Origin of the sequence: Enterobacter sp. JH25 (assembly GCF_021725435.1) — a bacterium.
GTDB lineage: Bacteria > Pseudomonadota > Gammaproteobacteria > Enterobacterales > Enterobacteriaceae > Enterobacter > Enterobacter intestinihominis.
Genome location: NZ_CP091319.1, coordinates 2,021,924 through 2,036,890, shown reverse-complemented (window position 1 = coordinate 2,036,890; position 14,967 = coordinate 2,021,924). Strand labels below are relative to the sequence as shown.

General features: G+C 51.7%; 30 protein-coding genes and 1 tRNA gene. 2 read left to right on the top strand and 29 right to left on the bottom strand.

The genetic code is table 11. The features are described 5' to 3' along the window. Positions 1 to 7 precede the first annotated feature (7 nt). The 29 genes from L2Y28_RS09890 to L2Y28_RS09750 all read right to left on the bottom strand — a co-directional run bounded on the left by L2Y28_RS09890 (position 8) and on the right by L2Y28_RS09750 (position 13,676). Positions 8 to 226, bottom strand: a complete 219-nt coding sequence (locus tag L2Y28_RS09890) for a hypothetical protein (RefSeq protein WP_088401783.1) — start codon at positions 224 to 226, stop codon at positions 8 to 10. A 120-nt stretch (positions 227 to 346) separates the two neighbouring features. Continuing rightward, complete coding sequence (locus L2Y28_RS09885; protein ID WP_045332074.1) at positions 347 to 901, bottom strand: hypothetical protein; 555 nt, start codon at positions 899 to 901, stop codon at positions 347 to 349. Positions 902 to 950: 49 nt separating this feature from the next. Continuing rightward, positions 951 to 1,484 (bottom strand): Rha family transcriptional regulator, encoded by a 534-nt coding sequence (locus tag L2Y28_RS09880; protein ID WP_236919587.1) that lies wholly within the window; start codon positions 1,482 to 1,484, stop codon positions 951 to 953. Between the two features lie 172 nt (positions 1,485 to 1,656). Beyond that, on the bottom strand, positions 1,657 to 1,938 hold the full coding sequence (locus L2Y28_RS09875) for a hypothetical protein (RefSeq protein WP_088401781.1): 282 nt from the start codon (positions 1,936 to 1,938) through the stop codon (positions 1,657 to 1,659). Continuing rightward, positions 1,935 to 2,126 carry a hypothetical protein gene (locus L2Y28_RS09870; protein ID WP_102752849.1) on the bottom strand — a complete coding sequence of 64 codons (192 nt, stop codon included), beginning with the start codon at positions 2,124 to 2,126 and terminating at the stop codon, positions 1,935 to 1,937. The genes L2Y28_RS09875 and L2Y28_RS09870 overlap by 4 nt, the downstream gene beginning before the upstream one ends. Further along, positions 2,077 to 2,355, bottom strand: a complete 279-nt coding sequence (locus L2Y28_RS09865) for a hypothetical protein (protein ID WP_032105111.1) — start codon at positions 2,353 to 2,355, stop codon at positions 2,077 to 2,079. Before L2Y28_RS09865 ends, L2Y28_RS09870 begins: the two co-directional genes overlap by 50 nt. Next, complete coding sequence (locus L2Y28_RS09860; protein WP_088401779.1) at positions 2,352 to 2,894, bottom strand: glycoside hydrolase family 108 protein; 543 nt, start codon at positions 2,892 to 2,894, stop codon at positions 2,352 to 2,354. Before L2Y28_RS09860 ends, L2Y28_RS09865 begins: the two co-directional genes overlap by 4 nt. 2 nt (positions 2,895 to 2,896) lie before the next feature. Next, positions 2,897 to 3,172 carry a phage holin family protein gene (locus L2Y28_RS09855; RefSeq protein WP_236919586.1) on the bottom strand — a complete coding sequence of 92 codons (276 nt, stop codon included), beginning with the start codon at positions 3,170 to 3,172 and terminating at the stop codon, positions 2,897 to 2,899. After that, on the bottom strand, positions 3,169 to 3,570 hold the full coding sequence (locus L2Y28_RS09850; RefSeq protein ID WP_001514183.1) for a putative holin: 402 nt from the start codon (positions 3,568 to 3,570) through the stop codon (positions 3,169 to 3,171). The genes L2Y28_RS09855 and L2Y28_RS09850 overlap by 4 nt, the downstream gene beginning before the upstream one ends. A gap of 160 nt (positions 3,571 to 3,730) precedes the next feature. Then, positions 3,731 to 3,806, bottom strand: a tRNA-Arg gene (locus tag L2Y28_RS09845). A 349-nt stretch (positions 3,807 to 4,155) separates the two neighbouring features. Next, entirely contained in the window at positions 4,156 to 4,779 is a 624-nt protein-coding gene (locus tag L2Y28_RS09840; RefSeq protein WP_047716523.1) for a hypothetical protein, read from the bottom strand. Continuing rightward, entirely contained in the window at positions 4,776 to 4,886 is a 111-nt protein-coding gene (locus L2Y28_RS09835) for a hypothetical protein (RefSeq protein WP_088401778.1), read from the bottom strand. Before L2Y28_RS09835 ends, L2Y28_RS09840 begins: the two co-directional genes overlap by 4 nt. Further along, a complete protein-coding gene (locus L2Y28_RS09830) occupies positions 4,883 to 5,524 on the bottom strand; it encodes an HNH endonuclease signature motif containing protein (protein WP_045336325.1) in 642 nt (213 codons plus the stop codon). Before L2Y28_RS09830 ends, L2Y28_RS09835 begins: the two co-directional genes overlap by 4 nt. Continuing rightward, positions 5,521 to 6,168, bottom strand: coding sequence for a recombination protein NinG (locus L2Y28_RS09825; RefSeq protein WP_088401777.1), 648 nt, complete (start codon positions 6,166 to 6,168; stop codon positions 5,521 to 5,523). The genes L2Y28_RS09830 and L2Y28_RS09825 overlap by 4 nt, the downstream gene beginning before the upstream one ends. Continuing rightward, positions 6,161 to 6,331 carry a NinE family protein gene (locus L2Y28_RS09820; RefSeq protein WP_088401776.1) on the bottom strand — a complete coding sequence of 57 codons (171 nt, stop codon included), beginning with the start codon at positions 6,329 to 6,331 and terminating at the stop codon, positions 6,161 to 6,163. The genes L2Y28_RS09825 and L2Y28_RS09820 overlap by 8 nt, the downstream gene beginning before the upstream one ends. Further along, the gene (locus L2Y28_RS09815; RefSeq protein WP_051479461.1) at positions 6,331 to 6,912 is read right to left on the bottom strand and encodes an NUMOD4 domain-containing protein; all 582 of its coding nucleotides are present in this window, start codon (positions 6,910 to 6,912) and stop codon (positions 6,331 to 6,333) included. The genes L2Y28_RS09820 and L2Y28_RS09815 overlap by 1 nt, the downstream gene beginning before the upstream one ends. Then, positions 6,905 to 7,336 carry a recombination protein NinB gene (locus tag L2Y28_RS09810; RefSeq protein WP_088401775.1) on the bottom strand — a complete coding sequence of 144 codons (432 nt, stop codon included), beginning with the start codon at positions 7,334 to 7,336 and terminating at the stop codon, positions 6,905 to 6,907. Before L2Y28_RS09810 ends, L2Y28_RS09815 begins: the two co-directional genes overlap by 8 nt. Before the next feature lie 248 nt (positions 7,337 to 7,584). Continuing rightward, positions 7,585 to 7,827: a hypothetical protein gene (locus L2Y28_RS09805; protein ID WP_125387033.1), complete on the bottom strand. Its 243-nt coding sequence runs from the start codon at positions 7,825 to 7,827 to the stop codon at positions 7,585 to 7,587. Further along, complete coding sequence (locus tag L2Y28_RS09800) at positions 7,824 to 8,429, bottom strand: DUF551 domain-containing protein (RefSeq protein ID WP_174411768.1); 606 nt, start codon at positions 8,427 to 8,429, stop codon at positions 7,824 to 7,826. Before L2Y28_RS09800 ends, L2Y28_RS09805 begins: the two co-directional genes overlap by 4 nt. Further along, on the bottom strand, positions 8,426 to 8,938 hold the full coding sequence (locus L2Y28_RS09795) for a hypothetical protein (RefSeq protein ID WP_088401774.1): 513 nt from the start codon (positions 8,936 to 8,938) through the stop codon (positions 8,426 to 8,428). The genes L2Y28_RS09800 and L2Y28_RS09795 overlap by 4 nt, the downstream gene beginning before the upstream one ends. Before the next feature lies 1 nt (position 8,939). Then, entirely contained in the window at positions 8,940 to 9,488 is a 549-nt protein-coding gene (locus L2Y28_RS09790; protein WP_088401773.1) for an ead/Ea22-like family protein, read from the bottom strand. Beyond that, positions 9,485 to 9,688, bottom strand: coding sequence for a Lar family restriction alleviation protein (locus tag L2Y28_RS09785; protein ID WP_022651090.1), 204 nt, complete (start codon positions 9,686 to 9,688; stop codon positions 9,485 to 9,487). The genes L2Y28_RS09790 and L2Y28_RS09785 overlap by 4 nt, the downstream gene beginning before the upstream one ends. Then, on the bottom strand, positions 9,685 to 9,981 hold the full coding sequence (locus L2Y28_RS09780; RefSeq protein WP_032668708.1) for a DUF4406 domain-containing protein: 297 nt from the start codon (positions 9,979 to 9,981) through the stop codon (positions 9,685 to 9,687). The genes L2Y28_RS09785 and L2Y28_RS09780 overlap by 4 nt, the downstream gene beginning before the upstream one ends. Beyond that, the gene (locus L2Y28_RS09775; protein WP_126523560.1) at positions 9,978 to 10,322 is read right to left on the bottom strand and encodes a winged helix-turn-helix domain-containing protein; all 345 of its coding nucleotides are present in this window, start codon (positions 10,320 to 10,322) and stop codon (positions 9,978 to 9,980) included. The genes L2Y28_RS09780 and L2Y28_RS09775 overlap by 4 nt, the downstream gene beginning before the upstream one ends. Next, positions 10,322 to 11,755 (bottom strand): DnaB-like helicase C-terminal domain-containing protein, encoded by a 1,434-nt coding sequence (locus L2Y28_RS09770; RefSeq protein WP_088401771.1) that lies wholly within the window; start codon positions 11,753 to 11,755, stop codon positions 10,322 to 10,324. The genes L2Y28_RS09775 and L2Y28_RS09770 overlap by 1 nt, the downstream gene beginning before the upstream one ends. Continuing rightward, on the bottom strand, positions 11,745 to 12,644 hold the full coding sequence (locus tag L2Y28_RS09765; protein ID WP_088401770.1) for a DNA replication protein: 900 nt from the start codon (positions 12,642 to 12,644) through the stop codon (positions 11,745 to 11,747). The genes L2Y28_RS09770 and L2Y28_RS09765 overlap by 11 nt, the downstream gene beginning before the upstream one ends. After that, positions 12,637 to 12,783, bottom strand: a complete 147-nt coding sequence (locus L2Y28_RS09760) for a hypothetical protein (protein ID WP_015571544.1) — start codon at positions 12,781 to 12,783, stop codon at positions 12,637 to 12,639. The genes L2Y28_RS09765 and L2Y28_RS09760 overlap by 8 nt, the downstream gene beginning before the upstream one ends. A gap of 89 nt (positions 12,784 to 12,872) precedes the next feature. Next, positions 12,873 to 13,418 carry a toxin YdaT family protein gene (locus L2Y28_RS09755; RefSeq protein WP_045265469.1) on the bottom strand — a complete coding sequence of 182 codons (546 nt, stop codon included), beginning with the start codon at positions 13,416 to 13,418 and terminating at the stop codon, positions 12,873 to 12,875. Positions 13,419 to 13,448: 30 nt separating this feature from the next. Continuing rightward, positions 13,449 to 13,676 (bottom strand): helix-turn-helix domain-containing protein, encoded by a 228-nt coding sequence (locus L2Y28_RS09750; protein ID WP_016042179.1) that lies wholly within the window; start codon positions 13,674 to 13,676, stop codon positions 13,449 to 13,451. A gap of 110 nt (positions 13,677 to 13,786) precedes the next feature. Between L2Y28_RS09750 and L2Y28_RS09745 the strand changes: the two genes are divergently transcribed. Further along, a complete protein-coding gene (locus L2Y28_RS09745) occupies positions 13,787 to 14,476 on the top strand; it encodes a helix-turn-helix transcriptional regulator (protein WP_016042178.1) in 690 nt (229 codons plus the stop codon). A 193-nt stretch (positions 14,477 to 14,669) separates the two neighbouring features. Then, positions 14,670 to 14,966, top strand: coding sequence for a DUF1902 domain-containing protein (locus L2Y28_RS09740; RefSeq protein WP_045265468.1), 297 nt, complete (start codon positions 14,670 to 14,672; stop codon positions 14,964 to 14,966). Position 14,967 lies beyond the last annotated feature (1 nt).

Sequence of the window (14,967 nt, the reverse complement as noted above, 5' to 3'; positions counted from 1 at the left end):
AGTTTCGTTACTCCGCTGTTTGTTCTGCTGCCTGCTCGGTCTGCTCTTCAGGTACTGGCGTGAACTCCACGCGCTTCACATCGGCCGGAGCAAAGTAAAGCCACTGTCCCGTCTCCGTCGCCAGCGGCACAAAGCCGTTAACCAGCTCAGGCTGACGTCGTGACATCTTGCCCGTGTACTCGCCGCCGTCATTCGTAGTCAGTTTGATGATGTAGATATCAGACATTGAGAGCCTCTTTATCCGCGCGAAGGGATATTCGCATTATTATCCGCTATAGGGGATAACGTCATTGCGATGGGTTGCCCCATGGGGATGGCAATAAAAAACCGCCCGGAGGCGGTTAAATCAAATCTTCAGCTTATTTCTAATGTGTTCTTTCATGATTAGCATATGCTCTTCTAAATCTATTGAGGACTGGTTAATAATCCTTGAGCTTTCTTCGACATCGGTGATTAAACCCCTACGGTAATTTTCGTAGAGTTCATTGCATTTTTTCATCTCAGACTGAATCAATCCAATGCGCGGGGTAAGCTCATAAAAATAGATGTGCAACAAGGATTCTAAACGATCAAAAACTCCAGGGCCGAGCGATATAGTATTGATGTAATCATTGAATCCATCCCACTCACGCTGGCTCTTGATATACCTTATCTGAGCCATTTGGATCAGAAACAGCATCTTCTCCCAGCGACAGCAGAGAGTGTATAACTCCTCACCTTTATCCCTGACAACTTTCGAAGATTCCTTACTCGCCTCATATTGGACTTGTTTCTGCCATCTTTCATCGGCGAAATGATTGGCAAGAAGCGCCCCGCCAAATGCACCAACAAGCCCTACGATTGGCGTAATAATATCTCGCCATGGGAAGGATATAACTGAGGTTGATAGTGATCCGGACATTAACCCTCCTTATCAAGAGAGATAATGTTACACCATTTAACTATTCCATTTACGGTTTAAAATAGTTACCAGCCAAAAGTTCTGGTTGCGTCACCTGCATGATGTGCTCATGCTCGAGTTCCAGAACTCGCTTCTCTTTCTTCCGCTCGTTCATCAAACGGCTGCCGATCGTTCCCTTCAGCTTTGAGCGCGTTTCTTTGATGGCGTAGCGATGCTGCAATTCTTCACCCATCGCCATGCGCCGGTTTAGCTGCTCGCCCATCCAGTTGAAGGCATTGATGTAACACTCCTTCACTGCGGCAGCTGTTTTGCCAGTGAACCCCATCACGAGCATCATGCATCCGTCACGGGTGATGTTATACATAGGCTGAACATCGCCATTTTTATCAATGAAATCAATGGGCGCAAAATTGCGCTGGGTGAAGTCATCGGAGCATTTCAGGTTACGTATGGCACGCAAAACGTCTTTGTGTCGCTTGCCAAAGTAATTCGCCACCTTGAGTGATGTGGTGATTATCTTGTTGTCGAGGGTCGTGACCATTTCGCGGAAGTCGAAGGCCGGAATAACTGACGGATTATTCATAGCGTCTTTACCTTTTAGAAAGTGAGCCTGTCTCACAGAAAAGCCGCCCGAGAGAGGTCGCCACCTATAACGGCATTTCTCAGGCTCGCTTACTGAAAGGCTCTCGTTGATGTGCGCGTGAGATGCGCATGAAAAAGCCCCGCTATTGCGAGGCTCTATGTTTGTTTTTTGGCTAACAGTCAGCGTCTGGACGGGCTACGGCACGACATGCCCACATGCAGGCTTCCTGCATTTTGGTGCGCGCAATGGCGAGACAGCGGGCAGCTTCGTTTGCTTCAGCTGAGTGGTTGCCGGTAGCAGATAACTCATCGTTGACATGCTCACGTTCTGTATCAAGTAAATTACAGAAGTGTCGGCTGACACCCTTCAGGCGATTCATACGCTCAATATCACCAGGCGATAAGGTTCGATAGCCTTTAACGGTAGTGCCGTCCTGCGGTTTAGCTTCGCTCATATTTTTTTCTCTGTTGGTTTCTGACAGTTCGCCTGCCACGCTTTGTTATGCGCCAGGATGTCTTTCTTCGTCTGGCGGTCCATAACGTCGATATCGTGATCGGTCAGGTAGATCGGCTTTACCCAGTCACAGGCGGTATCAACCACCACCGGGACGCTTCCACGTGTCACGCAGCTCGCGATCAACATCGTCATCAGGCATGCGGTTAACATTCTGCTGTACATTACTGGCCTCTTTCGTTGCTTCTACCCGGCGTTCGGCTACTGACTCAATGGCTGCGGCCTTTTCTTCTGTGCGCTGCCGGTCTGCTTTTTCTTCAGCCTGTTCACGCCCGCGGAAACGGCCCACACCAAACGCACCAAGCACCATCAGGATCGCAACCCCGATTGCCGCCAGTACAGATTTAAGTGTCGTCATAGGCTCACCCGCTCGCGCATCCAGCCATAAACGAATGACTCGTTAGCCGGACGCTGTTCTGCCAGCTCAAGATAACGCTGGCCCTGGCTACAGTTCAGTGCGCGAAGCAATACGATTTCCCCTTCTCCGCCTCGTTTCGCCAGGAAGGACTTCAGCGCGCTGATGCTACGCGGCCCGATCTGGCCATCGGCGATCAGATCCGGATAGAACTGCTGCTGGTTATTGAAAACGTTCAGCCAGCGCTGGAACCATTTAACCTGCACCGATGGCCCCATGTTCACACCGCTATCGCAAAGTTCGGCGGCAATGGAAGGGGATACTTCTGCCACCTGGTCAAAGCGCGGGCCATACCAGTAATCAGACTCCAGGATCGCCAGAGCCTGCTCACGTGTAAGGTTTCGCATATCACCGGTATAACCATGCGCGCGGGCAGTTGCCTGAGTAATTCCCCAGTTCGTTGGTCCGCCCTTATCATTCGGGTGATCAACATAACCACCCTCTTTGCCGAGGATGGTGTTAAAGATATCGTCTTTGGTCATGGCTATTCCGTAATGACGACCTTCGCCAGGTTCCCGCGCGCCAGCCACACCGCCATGCAGATGACGGAGTTAAGCAGCAGATCGCCGAGGTTAACCTGAACGTAGTGGCCGAGCAGAATGTTGAAGGCGTTGAATCCGGCGGAAAGGATGACCAGATAGGCCAGCACCGCGACACTCAGGCGATGACGCTTTCCCTCTTTCCGGAAAAACATCAGCCTGACCATAATTAAAAGGCAAACTATGGCGTTTGCATCCATCAGAAGAAGCTGCCATGTCATTTATCTTCCTCCCCCAGCCCCGGCATCTTCCCGCTTTTGGATTTGCGGAGAATACGCAGCAGGACTGCCACGGAAATGGAAGCAGTGACAATTGCACCGACAGCTGGCGATACCTCAATGCTGGCCGGTGGCTTCATCAGGCTTAACGGCGTGTTGATGATTCCGGCCATGATTTTCGCCATGGGTACGGAGAAGAACACGCCACTGATAAACGATATCAGCGCAAAGATAGCCTGCTTCCAGAGTTGATGGGGATCTGAGGTCAGAACGTATAGCGCCGTTCCGGCGAGTGATCCGAGCATCACTGCTGGAGTCGCCTCCGGAAACAGCGTGGCAAAGGTTACACCGACTGATGACGATGTAAGACCAACGCCTACGATAGTGAAGGTCTCAGACATATTTATTCCGTGTGTAGTTGGTTCAGGCCCTCAGGACGATTTAACAAGAAGGCATGTCGAGGATGGTTCCCGGGGCCTGGAATAAAAAACCTGGCGACAAGCCAGGAAGATGAGGGTAAGGCAATGTCGGCTCTCTTGCCGTAAATACCCTGGCTGGGTTTGGCTCACCTGGCTGGATTCGAACCAGCGACAAACCGCTTAGAAGGCGGTTGCTCTTTCCTCTGAGCTACAGGCAAATAAAAAGCCCAGAGCCGTTATGCAGATATTAACAATTGTCTGCGAACGGGGCTGGGCTTGATGTTTATATGCGGTTCTATGGCTGAGCCTCCGACTTGACGCATCCCAAGTCCTCATAACGGCTTATCTCAGCTAGCCTACACGTCTTTCCGTAGTGTCAGCAGACCTCTCAGCCTGCGATGGTTGGAGTCCCAGACGAACCGTCGAAGTTACCAACTAGGCGGTATCAATGGTGAGCACCGCCTCTGTTATCTCACCACTCCGCTCTTTCGCCTTTGACGTCCGAGCATACCTGAAAATATACACTTCTATTTCGCCAAATCAAGTTATTTGAGAAATATTTTTCATTTAAGCAGCAATTATAGAAATCTCATTCTCCATTTCGCGCTTCATTGCATAGAAAAATTCTGCTTCGAATACTTTTTCACACCAGACAACCCGGCGGCGGCAAGCCTGGATATCTAATCCGGTGATCAGGTGCATCTTCCTGGCTATATCTTGCGTGCAGTTGCGTTCGCAGTATCGTTTAATGGCGTAATCGCGGACTGGGCTTTCACGGTGGAATAACTTGACCATCACCTTTTCAACGAACGCTGCATCATCTGATTCTTTGGCGAGAGCGATGATGTTGCTGGTAGAGGATTGAGGGATGACCAGTTCGCGAGCTTTCTTATAGAGTTCCTCACCTCTCAGCGCCCCACCCTCGTCGCTATAAAGCCAGTTGACCATTCTCTCGATGTGTCCACCCATATCAGGATTCCATTGAGTCCGGATCATCAGGCGGCCAATAACGTTAACAGCGCCAGCTGGTGAGTCATCGCCGCGATTAATTCTGCCCCACACTGACATCATGTACTGCACCCAGGCTCGTTGCTTGGTTGTGATGGTCTTCTTAGGATGCTTCCAGACACGCCGGAAATGGGCGTCATCGACAAAGTTAACCATGGTGTAAATTGGTGTGAGCTTTCTCATGCTGCTTCCTTCTGAGGTTGTTTGGTCTGGCTGTGCTTTGCTACAGGCGGCAGATTGGCGCGCTTAACGCTTTCGGCCTGATACCGCAGGAAATCGGCATGGTTCATGCGGACTCCTTCTGCTTTGGTCCGCGATATTCACCATACAGAGGTGCTCTTCCTCTTGGCCTGGTATGCCTGTGGGTTACTTTGGGAGAAAAAAGCGCATCCTCTACATTCATTCCATTTTTTAGTCGACGCTTGATGGATGTTTCTGATACTGAAACGCGAGGATCCCTTGACCATTCTGTGGCGGTTTTCGTTTCGCCATTGAAAGTTATGGCTGTGCGTCCTTTTTTTGTGTGCTCAGGGATATGCACTCGAGAGCGCATGACATTACACGCCCGGCAAAGCACCCTAAGGTTTGAGTCCGCATTGTTATCGACAACCTCATCGATGTGATCAATATGCGCGGTTTTCCATGTGACCTTCTTGCCGCATTTTTCGCATGGTGGAAGTGTTTCTCCATAGCGGTCGTAAACAACTTTTCGGTGCTCATATACGCAACCATTCGCCATTGATAGTGGGTGATCAGGAATTTTGAGCATTTGATATCCCTTCGCATTTTTATGCCTGAATTTCCCTTTACCGTTTTTTGTGAGTTCGTAGGTCCCGTAGCGCATCATTCGGAAGTAGTGCATTTGACAGACACCCTTCCCTGGGTAGTGTTTGCATTCACGATCACAACCTTCAACTTTGCATTTCATGCTGCACTCTCCTGTAATTTTTGACGGCGCTTCATCAGTGCATTGGCCCTGCGGGAAAAAATTGCTTTCACGCGCTTCAGGTAGGTAACGTCAAACCGACGTGGGGCATTGTCAGCTTCGAGCCGCTCTACGCGCTCAAGGCCGATGCGATCAATCAGGCGGATCCGGTACTCAACAGCATTACCGCTCAACTGCCGGTTACAGCGGGTGCAAGCGGAGTGGACGTTAAACACGTTGAATTTGAGATGCGATGCAGCGCCGCGCGAACGGTAATGGCTGGCGTCAATGGCGCTGCCTGTCAGGTAATTGCTCTTGCCGATGAGTGGATTGCCGCAGCTGACGCATTCTTTTCCCTCGTCCCGGATCCGTATGTAGCGGTTGAAGGCCGATTGGGCCTCTTTATCCCACTGAGCTTTAGTCTTGAATGACTCGCGCTTGGCCTTGCGACGCTGGCGTCCTGCCTTCTCTTCGGTGCGCTGGCGCTGCGCCGCCTTCTGCTTAGCGGCTTCACGGGCTTTTGCGGTCTGTTCTTTGCCGATCGCGCTGGCGCACTCGAAGCTGCAAACTATCTGCCCCTCGCGTTGCGGGTGGAACCACTGGCGACAGGCTTTATGGGCGCACTTGCGGCGCTGTAACTTAGCCATGCGCTCTCCTCGCCGCGAGACGCAGCCATTTCTGATCCACCAGGCGGGCGGTGTAGCCTTTCAGTGTCGTGATGTCGGACGGCTTAACCGCTGGTTTGCGCTGACGGCGAGTCGGAACGCGGAAGATTTCATTGGTGATGACGCGGGAAAGTGGAGTAGACATCAGGCCTCCTGCTTATCGCGCAGCTGCTGGTATTCACAGTTGGATGTGGAAGAGCAATAACTCCACTGCATCCCCCTGTGCTCACCCTGCTTTCCGTTGATCGACGCGTGGACTAACGCCGGGTTGCATCCGTACTTCTTGGTCGATTGCATTGATGGAAACCAGTATCCAAACCCATCTCTCTCTGCAATTACAGGCATTTTATTCTTGTTGGATAGCCCGGTTTCATTGGCGTGCTTCATGTTCATGGCATGCGTGCACCACTCAAGATTCTCTGGCAGATTGTTGTGCTTATTTCCATCGATGTGGTTAACGTGCGGGTAGTTATTAGGATTTGGCACAAACGCGAGCGCCACGAACCGATGTAGCATTTCGTGTTTATTAGAAAGTGATACCCTGATGTATTGGGATGATGTGCATCCCTTAAGAATCCGCCCAGCGATAGTCCTAGTGGTCCACGTCTTCTTATCGCGCCCGCACGTAGTAACTTTGCGAGACAAACTACGGACGCGAGCAAGAGAGCTAACCTCAAACCGGCCTTCATACCCCGGCACCGGCTTCCAAATTTCATTCTCAAACATGATCGTGTCCTTTTTCGTGATATTCGGAGTTGGCGGGGATCCGCAATTTGATACCGCGTTCAGCACACCAGACTTCAATGCGGCGCAGGTAGAAGGTCATCTCTTCGGTGTCGAGAAGCTTGGTGGACTTCACCATCTTGGTTTCACCAAGAACGGTTACGGGCTTGGCGGGGCAGAACATATCCTTCAGAAACTCATGAAGGTCTTCCTCGGTTAACTTGTTTTCGGAGTGGTGGTTGACGGCAGATGCAACGTCGCCATACCACATCCAGAGAAGGGCATTTTGGGAGAGACTGCGCTTGTCCTTCCAGGGCTTGATAATGAGGCGATAGCAGTCGCCAGATTCCAGCAATGGCTGAATCTGCTGGCCAATGGCCGCGAAGTTACCGCGATGGAGTTTGATGCCGTCTACTGGCAGCGTCATGCGGCCTCCTTAACGGAAACCGCGGAATGCAGAAAATCGCAGGTGCATTTCTGCATCTGTGACAAGGTGAGGAGTTCATATTGTGGTCGCATTTAAGTCCCCTTAAATGCGCAGAAGTCGCTAACGGTTGTTCAGGCCGTCAGCACAGATAGTATGGACGGTTGATTCAACAAAATCAACGCGAGAAAAAGGCCTCCGGAGAGGCCCTGGCTGTCGATATGGGGATTCCCATATCGCTTGTATGGCAGTTACACCAAATCGGGCAATTTGAAGCCTGCCATGTCTTCCGCCCGGATTGGAGGCGATAGGCAGTCAGCAAACACCAGGGTGCCATCGAGCAAAATCACGAAACCCCACCCCATAAACAGGTTGGCACTACACCAGTCAGCCTTTAGGGGCACATCTGGCATCTTGTCTGGAAAGACTGGGTAATGCTCAGCCAGCCACTCCATTGCGTCGCAGCGATTGAGAGTATATTTGTCGTACATCATGCCTCCTGCTGCGGTGCTGCTGGCAGCGGCATCCAGTGGGTTGGCTTGCAGTAGCAATCAAAGCCGTGTCCGTGTGCTGACCCGCCAACGTACGTTGCCATCTTGATTAATGGATCATTACTTTCCGGCGCGTCTGGACGGTACGCCAACACTTGTTCCCCTGCGGAAGGCATCCGCTCAACGCAAGCCACCCAACCATCCGGAATCACCGGAGAGTTGAGTTGTTCGGAATTACCGAACGACTGAAGCATGGCGGCGCGATAGGCGTTCCAGCCAACAGCTTTTCCGTGTTCAAACGCGCTGTCAAAGTCATCATCCATTTCCATCGCAGCGGGCACAGATACCTGCGCTGGAGGGGCGGCGTAGACCGGTACGTAAACATTAACATCGGTGTCGGCACCAGGCTGTTCTTCAAGCGTAAATACACGACCTGTAAACCTGTTCATGTAGCCCACAGCCTCCGCTTCGAGCGATGCCAGCGCCAGCTTCATCGCCGCCAGCGCCATGGCCGCATCTTCGTTTACTGCGCCTGGCGTCGCATCGCGCTCTTCTTCAAGCTCCGCGATAGTCTTCAGGAGCCATTCTTTGGTAAGTGTGCTCATGCTGCGCTTCCTTCTGTATTGTTAACTATTACGCCGTCATAAACCTCTTTGAGGTGTCCGCGCAGGTCCATCCGGCGCAGTGCGCTGTACATGTAATCGCATTCTGCCTGTTTGTTAGCCTGAAACGGCTTATGGTCTCGCGAACACCACATAGCGTTCCCCGGCCAGCCGTGAACTTTGTATACGCGGCCGTTTCTGACGTGCAAGAGACCCCATCCTGGCGGCAAATCAGAAACCTCGATAAAACCGGGCTCAGCCATGAAAAAGCGCCAGTCTCCCATGCCCTGACTTGGCATTCTCCTGAAGGGCTTTTTCTTATCGGCAAAAAAATCAGCTCGCGAACACTTAACCTCAATCAGGCAGGAGGCAAGATTACGGAAGCCGATCGCATCCGGCTGCTCACCAGTGGCAACAGCAGCGACAAAGCGATCGTGAAACGCCACCTTAAAACCGTTGTTTTTCAGAAAACGGCAAGCTATCTGGCAAAGTTCATCGTGTGTTAAAGCCATATCACTCTCCTTTACCGGCTGCGGCGACGTTGACTCCAGCATCGTGCAGTGCCTCAAGCACCTGATGCTGCTTGTAAACCATTTCCGTGTGATACGGCTCATCGAAATCGACGCGATGCAACATGCTATAGCGCTGTGGAAGTAAAACCTCCCGCGCCTCCAGCTCAGCAATCCGCTTGCGTGCCGCTGTGAGTTCAGCCATGTGCTCACGGAGGCTGTAAGTTGCTGCTTCCAGCTTGTCCCAATCAGGATTGAAGTTTGCCAGCTGCGCGAGCTGGTCTTTCAGGAAGCTGATGCTCTTGTCTTTGGCTTCCAGCTCATCCAGCAGCGCCAGCACGGTGGCGGGGTCACATAACCTGAAGAACAGCTCATCCTCCAGGCTGTTATCACCAACAAACCCATAATCATCATGGTTGTCGGTTGAAAGAACCAGTGCTCCATCAGTGCCTCTACAGGTGTATTTGATGCTTCCATCTACGCGATCGCCAATACGACCCGGTGTCGCATTCTCCGCCGCTTCACGCAGCTCCTGTTTGTTGATGTTGCTCATTGGGCGGCCTCCCCGACACGTTTATTCCATGCAGCAATCGCCATGTTGATTTTGTTCGCTCCAACCATCTGAGCAGACTGCGCGTCGCAAGAATGGCAGCGAACAATTGCCGACTGGTAAGGGCAATCCTCTTCGTACTGCGCGAATGCCTCTACGTCTTTACTTCCGCAGAACGGGCAAGGTTTGATTTGAGTGCTCATTGTGCGGCCCCTTCAAATTGGTAAGAAATTTTAATTCCCAGCTTTTTAGCCATGGCATGCTCAGCGACAGCACCATCCGACTCTTGCCACCCATGCAGCATGTGAATGGCGTCTGCGCAGCGAAGCATAGCCAGGCAGATGTCCATATACTCACGCTGAGATAAACCATCCGGGAGCGTGGCCGGATTTAATGCCACATGACCACCTGATAACATCTGCTGTGCTACTGCGTTAAACATCGGACGGTTGTAGTTTTCGTAACCCGTCATTGGTCCTGCGATGTAAATTTTCATACCCCTACCCTCCCCCAAACCATCAATACCCTTCTCATCGCCGGACTGTTGCGGCATTCCTGGCAGATCACGTTTGCCTCTGTACGCTGCACCAGCTTCGAATTTCCCTTTGGCATGGCCGGTATGGTTTCCGGTGCGTATTTCATGCCGTAGCTGGTCAGACGATACAGCCGCTGGCCGTGCTTACCTTCGAACTCGATCAGGCCGTCTGCAAACAACGTACTTAACGGGCCGGAAATCTTTTTGGTGGTCATGCCGATCATGCTGGCAATACGAGCACTGTTCAGGCCCGGGTTATTACGCAGGGCTGCAAGAATCTTCCCACGAATGGTTATGGTCATCAGAATCCCCCTTTCTTTTTCGGCTGCTGCTCACGCCCGCGGCGTTCTGCGGCGGCGGCCTGCTGATCTGTGTCGTAAATTGCCCCGTTGTTCTGATTGCAATAAACCGTTCCGGTACTGCCGTGGCGGTTGAGTCGCAGGATTAACTCGGTTTCTCCCGGCGGCACGCTGTCATCGAAAGCACCTTCCCGGTGGATACCAACCCAGTAGTCGCAGTCCTGCTCAATCTGCCCTGTGTCGCGGGAATCGCTCGGCAACGGGCGTTTATTCACTCGCTTCTCCAGTTCTCGGTTCAACTGGGTCAGCAGCACGACGACGCAGCCAAGCTCTTTGGCGAGGTTCTTCAACCCTTTGGTGATCATCCCGTAGGCCAGGTCATTACGGTCGGCTTTTTCGGCGGTCATCAGAGTCAGGTAGTCAACCAGAATCATTCCTACGCAGCCCTTCTCGCGCTTGATTCGGCGGCTTTCGCTAACGATGTGCGCCAGTGACAGGCCAGGAGTATCGTCGATGTACAGCATGTCGATTTCACTCAATCGCCCGGCGGTGGCGATCGCCTTCTTAAAGTCGCCGTCGTAATCGCCCTGGTACTGGTCATCGGCGTCATCCGTGGCTGGCATGTAAAAAATGCTCGGGTTAACTCCAGACTTCTGACCAACCAGTTTTTCGAGGATCTGGTCGCCTGGCATTTCCAGGCTGAACATCAGCGCTGGCTTTTTCTCACGAACCGCGCAGTTGATCGCCATCTGCCCGTACAGGGTTGTCTTGCCCATCTTTGGCCTTGCGCCAATCACGAACAGAGAGCCTTTAACCAGACCTTTCGGCGCCAGCAGTCGGTCGAGTGACGGGATACCGGTACTCATGCCGCGCTGTTCGCCTGAAGGGTCAAAGCGTTTCTCCAGATCTGCTACCCAGTCATCCATAACCTCGCCAAACGATCTCAACCCACGGCGACTACCGGTTTTTGAATGGTCTGCGAGCTGGGTGAAAATACCCTGAATGGCCTCGTACTTCTGCGTAGCGCTCATGCCGTTACGGGAATACAGCAGCTCAGTAGCTTCGGTCAGGCGGCTGATACCGTAGCGCTCCATTGCGGCTTCCCGGACTGACGCAGCGTATGCCACGATGTTTGCAGCGCTGGGAGTGTTTTTGGCGATCTCCGCAAGGTAAGCAAAGCCACCTACCTGCTCAGCGATCCCTTTGCCTTCGAGCGCGTCGAACAATGTCAGACCATCGACTGGCTTGTTGTCGCGGAACATCTGGCGCATCTCGGCAAAGATCAGCTGGTGAGGTCGGCTGTAGAACGACTCAGGCTTGAGCATCGCAAGAACCTTCTGGACTCGCTCGCTGTTGTCATCATCCAGCAGCAGGCCACCGATAACGCTCTGCTCTGCTTCGAGGTTTTGTGGTACAGCCATGAAATCAGCGGTCATCACGATCCCCCTCGCGCACTTCGATGTAGAGCTTTTCGGTCAGGAACTTATCGAATTTCATGCGGCGCCAGGTCTTCCCTGATTTCTGGTCTGGTCGGTCTTCAAGCATCCAGCGGCAGTTCTGAGCGATGTAACGCAGATAACTTCTGAAACCGTCCATGTCCATCGGCTTGCCGTCCAGGTTGCGGGCAATCTTGTTAGCCTTACCCCAGAAGGTGCGGATCAGATTGCGTCGCTCATCAGTGAGGCATCTCCACCCACGGGCTTCAGGCAGTTCGTCTTTCAGGCATTGCCATACTTCATCGCATGACAAACGGGACTTTTTCTCTTCAGCTGGTTTCTGGTCATTTGCGACATACTTACTACCGTTAGGTAGTAAGTTATTTAATATATTGTTATCTGTGGACACTGGCTGGACACCGGCTGGACACTCCACCTCCACAGGCATTGGTACTACTGCGTTTGCGCTGGACACCGGCTGGACATCGGCTGGACAAAAATTTGACTGATATTCGTCATATTTGACCACTTTTAGAACAGTAAAACGGTTGTTCGATTTGGTGGTGATCATGCCCAGATTCTGGAATTTACGGAGCAGTGATTTAACGCGATCAGCGGTCAAACCCGTTTCCATTGCCAGCGTGTTACGCCCGGTGATGAACTCGCCGCGCTCGCAGATCACATCGCCAACATCAGTCGATACCAGTGTCTGTTCGTGATTAGCGCGCAGGAGCAAGTGAACCCATAAATGAGCCGCCTCAGCGTCCTTGTAGAACGGCACATCCATAATTTTACGGTGCAGCAAGGCAAACCCCTTACCGTCATTCGTGCGCGGTTTCTGGAGCCTTCTGGCCTCTCTGGCTTCGGCTAAATTGGATACGTTACCCACGGCCACTCTCCTTACGTTTCAGTTCTTCCAGGATGGCGCGCATCTTCTCTGCCACAATCGGATTAACCGAGCGGATGAAGCGGTCGCGGGTTATGTTTTTATGTACAGCGGTATGGTAATAGCGTGGATTTTTTGCCATTATTCCTCCTGCAATGAGTGCACACGATTTGCATCTGAAGGCCATTTCTGTTCGCGCAGACTGGCTTTCGCCATTTTTGAAACTTCCCATCACATAACCCCCAGCATCGACGTCACCATCGTCATCAGCGGGCCTACCTGCTCAGGCATAAGGCGAAACAGCGACGCTATACCCTCGCTTACCTCTTTCAGCTTTTGATGCTCTGGAGCGTCCAGGAGCACGGCCTGTTTAGCTTCAGCGCACTCTTTCATCGCAGAGGCGATCAGCGACATGGTGTCGTTCTGCGGCGCCAGGCGGTTTCGATACTCCAGCGGCAGGACGGCCATGATTGCCGGTGCCAGCTGGCGAATGTTGTTGGTCGCATATTCGGTATCGCCGTCCATCCAGCGGAACACCTTCTGCATCTGGCGGTGTGAGTCAGTCGGGATATCCAGTCCGGTTCCGCCGGTTGCCCGCCACTCTTCAACAATCAGAGCGGCGACAAATTCACGGCTGCGACAATCAGCTGCCCAGGCACGAACAGCTGCGCGGATCCCATCGATGTTTAACGCCGTGGAATCAGGCTCCCGGCGATTCTGGTAAATCATCGCCGTTGGCGAAAATTTGTTACCTTGTTGATACGCAAGTGAATGCATTGCTTTCCCTTTCGTGGTTAGGGCCGCCGATTAGGCGGCATGGTTCTCTGGGTGTGGAAACAGGTCGGGAAGATCAGGTCGAATTTCGTGTGCCTTAATCTCGCCACCAGTAGCGTTTACGATGGCTGTTACTTTTTCCGGAGATACGGAGCCACCGTTAAGCCACTTGTGAACCGCTGGCTGGCTAACGCCGCAAATATCTGCGAGTCGCTTCTGGCTGCCAACGATTTCTAAAGCTCGTTGAATAACTTTGTTCATGGATTTTACCTATCCGATTACTGGATTAATGAAAAGATAACCCAAGTTATGGGTATTGTCCATAACCTTTGTTATTTTACTCTACATAACCTCGGTTATATATTGATAAGATGAAAACATTTGCAGAACGACTGAACGCGGCTATGTCGGCCGCTGACATATCTCAAGGACAGTTGGCTGATAAAGTCGGTATATCCCAGCCTGCAATTCAAAAGATGACGTCAGGTAAAACGAGCGGCAGCCGTAAGATGGTCGAGCTAGCTCATGCTCTGGGTGTAAGGCCGGAATGGCTTAGTTCTGGAGTGGGGGAAATGCGGATTGATGGTAATGTGCCATCGGCGGCCCAACCGGTCTCGGAAACAATTGATGTCTTTCGGGTTGATGTTTTAGACCTGAAAGTAAGCGCTGGTCCGGGGTCTTTTATGATTTCTGAATTTGTTGAGGTCCTGCATGCTATTGAGTTCACAACTGAGCATGCCAGATCTCTTTTCGGGAACCGCACTCAAAATGATGTGAAGGTGATGACCGTAGACGGTGACAGCATGTGCCCAACGATTCAGTCGGGAGATCGCCTGTTCTTTGACGTTTCGGTGAGGAACTTCAAGGTTGACGGAGTATACGCATTTGTCTTCGGGCAGCACTTCCATGTCAAGCGCCTGCAGATGCAGGGCCTGCAGTTAGCCGTGCTTTCAGATAATCCGGCTTACAAAGATTGGTATGTGACAGAAGAAAATCAGGACCAGCTATACATCATGGGTAAAGCGCTTATTCACGAATCGATAGCTTACAACAAACTGTAACAGTGGCCGGAAGAGACGTTTGGTTAAGGATGGCGAATTTTTCATACAAAACAATTACACTGTATAAAAATTCAGATTAATAAACCCCACTCCTTGACATTTACATTTTTATCTATTTTTTGAGTTGCCTAAAATCACCTATAGGGTAAACTTCACTTAAGCTCCTATATGAGAGCTTCTGAGGAGATACAAAATGAAAACCTTACGTTGCATGGCCTACCAGCAGAACGGCGTTTACGTAGCTGCGTGTTTAGACCTGTCATTGGCAGCGCAAGCAGATACCATGCAGGACGCCGTAAAAAAACTGGACGAACAGATTAAAGACTTTTTCACTGAAGCACTATCAGAACCGGAATATGCAAAACAATTACTTAGCCGTAAAGCACCGCTATCTATGTGGCTAAAGTATTGGGTGATCGCCTTTCAGGTCTTTGTCAGAAAACGAGGTGAAGCAAAGCTCTTTGCTGAACCTTGTGATGCTCATGCTTAGG